The sequence below is a fragment of the Mesorhizobium sp. WSM4817 genome, from assembly GCF_055811135.1.
Map to the genome: position 1 here is coordinate 2501 of NZ_JBVVQQ010000068.1, position 3105 is coordinate 5605.

Here is a 3105-nt window from a genome sequence, read left to right on the forward strand (position 1 = left end):
AGAGAAGATTTGTTCGAACTTCATAGCCCGCAAGGGGTGTGATTTGTCGCGGGAGACGCTCAATCTCCCGCATATGATGGGTTTGCCTAACCGCACCCTCGAACCGATCTCGAGAAGCTGGTCTTTTTGTGCCAATGCCATCAGGCGACAATCCTGCACAGGATTTAGCTGAAGCGACGATCTCTTCGAGGTCGCGCGATGAGTATTGGCAATGAGAACGATCAAGTGTCTTAAGGGCAATTGGTGGATGCCTTGGCATGCACAGGCGATGAAGGACGTGATACGCTGCGATAAGCTACGGGGAGGTGCGAATACCCTTTGATCCGTAGATTTCCGAATGGGGAAACCCACCTAAGGTGCTTGGAAAATCAGAGCAGCAGGTAATTGGCGCGAGATCCCAAAAGGATTGAGCGTTAAGCGACGATCTCTTTGAGATCGCGCAGACTTGCTGCTGTGGTTTCCAAGTATCTGTTATAGGTAACTTATCCTGAATACATAGGGATAAAGTGGCGAACGCGGGGAACTGAAACATCTAAGTACCCGTAGGAAAGGACATCAACCGAGACTCCGGCAGTAGTGGCGAGCGAACCCGGACCAGGCCAGTGGCGATGATGAGACAAGCGGAACCTTCTGGAAAGTAGGGCCATAGTGGGTGACAGCCCCGTACGCGTAATGCAAATCATCGTCCTCGAGTAAGGCGGGACACGTGAAATCCTGTCTGAAATTGGGGGGACCACCCTCCAAGCCTAAGTACTCGTGCATGACCGATAGCGAACTAGTACCGTGAGGGAAAGGTGAAAAGCACCCCGACAAGGGGAGTGAAAGAGTACCTGAAACCGATTGCCTACAAACAGTGGGAGTCCAAGGTTCGTCCTGGGTGACCACGTACCTTTTGTATAATGGGTCAGCGACTTAGTGTGACGAGCAAGCTTAAACCGCTAGGTGTAGGCGCAGCGAAAGCGAGTCTGAACAGGGCGTTCAGTTCGTCGCATTAGACCCGAAACCGAGTGATCTAGCCATGAGCAGGTTGAAGGTAAGGTAACACTTACTGGAGGACCGAACCCATAACTGTTGCAATAGTTCGGGATGACTTGTGGCTAGGGGTGAAAGGCCAATCAAACTCGGAAATAGCTGGTTCTCCGCGAAATCTATTTAGGTAGAGCGTCGACCGAATACCCCAGGGGGTAGAGCACTGGATGGGCTAGGGGTCCTCACCGGATTACCAAACCTAACCAAACTCCGAATACCTGGGAGTACTAGTCGGCAGACACACGGCGGGTGCTAACGTCCGTCGTGAAAAGGGAAACAACCCTGACCTACAGCTAAGGTCCCCAAGTTATGGCTAAGTGGGAAAGGATGTGAGGATCCCAAAACAACCAGGATGTTGGCTTAGAAGCAGCCATCATTTAAAGAAAGCGTAACAGCTCACTGGTCTAAATAAGGGTCTTTGCGCCGAAAATGTAACGGGGCTCAAGCCATACACCGAAGCTTAGGGTTCGTGAGCAATCACGAGCGGTAGCGGAGCGTTCTGTAAGCTGATGAAGCCATACCCGTGAGGGGTGGTGGAGGTATCAGAAGTGCGAATGCTGACATGAGTAACGTAAGGGGAGTGAGAGACTCCCCCGCCGAAAGTCCAAGGGTTCCTGCTTAAAGCTAATCTGAGCAGGGTTAGCCGGCCCCTAAGTCGAGGCAGAAATGCGTAGACGATGGGAACCACGTTAATATTCGTGGGCCTGGAGGAAGTGACGGATCATTGAGGTAGTCCAATCTTATCGGATTGAACGGGCTGCTGCGTGGTTCCAGGAAATAGCTCCTCCTTATAGACCGTACCCGAAACCGACACTGGTGGACTGGTAGAGTATACCAAGGCGCTTGAGAGAACTATGCTGAAGGAACTCGGCAAATTGCACGCGTAACTTCGGAAGAAGCGTGACCCTTTTCCACGCAAGTGGAGGAGGGTGGCACAGACCAGGGGGTAGCGACTGTTTATCAAAAACACAGGGCTCTGCGAAGTCGCAAGACGACGTATAGGGTCTGACGCCTGCCCGGTGCTGGAAGGTTAAGAGGAGGGGTGCAAGCTCTGAATCGAAGCCCCAGTAAACGGCGGCCGTAACTATAACGGTCCTAAGGTAGCGAAATTCCTTGTCGGGTAAGTTCCGACCTGCACGAATGGCGTAACGACTTCCCCGCTGTCTCCAGCATAGACTCAGTGAAATTGAATTCCCCGTGAAGATGCGGGGTTCCTGCGGTTAGACGGAAAGACCCCGTGCACCTTTACTATAGCTTTACATTGGCATTCGTAGTGGCATGTGTAGGATAGGTGGTAGGCTTTGAAACCTGGGCGCCAGCTCAGGTGGAGCCACCCTTGAAATACCACCCTTATCACTATGGATGTCTAACCGCGGCCCGTCATCCGGGTCCGGGACAATGTATGGTGGGTAGTTTGACTGGGGCGGTCGCCTCCTAAAGAGTAACGGAGGCGCGCGATGGTGGGCTCAGAACGGTCGGAAATCGTTCGCTGAGTGCAATGGCATAAGCCTGCCTGACTGCGAGACTGACAAGTCGAGCAGAGACGAAAGTCGGTCATAGTGATCCGGTGGTCCCGCGTGGAAGGGCCATCGCTCAACGGATAAAAGGTACGCCGGGGATAACAGGCTGATGACCCCCAAGAGTCCATATCGACGGGGTTGTTTGGCACCTCGATGTCGACTCATCGCATCCTGGGGCTGGAGCAGGTCCCAAGGGTATGGCTGTTCGCCATTTAAAGCGGTACGTGAGTTGGGTTCAGAACGTCGTGAGACAGTTCGGTCCCTATCTGCCGTGGGTGTAGGAATATTGAAAGGATCTGTCCCTAGTACGAGAGGACCGGGATGGACGGATCTCTGGTGGACCTGTTGTGGCGCCAGCCGCATAGCAGGGTAGCTATATCCGGACGGGATAACCGCTGAAGGCATCTAAGCGGGAAACCCACCTTAAAACGAGTATTCCCTGAGAACCGTGGAAGACGACCACGTTGATAGGCCGGGTGTGGAAGAGCGGCAACGCTTGAAGCTTACCGGTACTAATAGTTCGATCGGCTTGATCGTTCTCATTCCCTATGCCCAT

1 rRNA gene is annotated in these 3105 nt (G+C 53.1%); it reads left to right on the forward strand.

The window, feature by feature from the left end:
• Positions 1-219: 219 nt before the first annotated feature.
• Positions 220-3086: ribosomal RNA gene (locus AC0L2K_RS34600) — 23S ribosomal RNA — on the forward strand.
• Positions 3087-3105 lie beyond the last annotated feature (19 nt).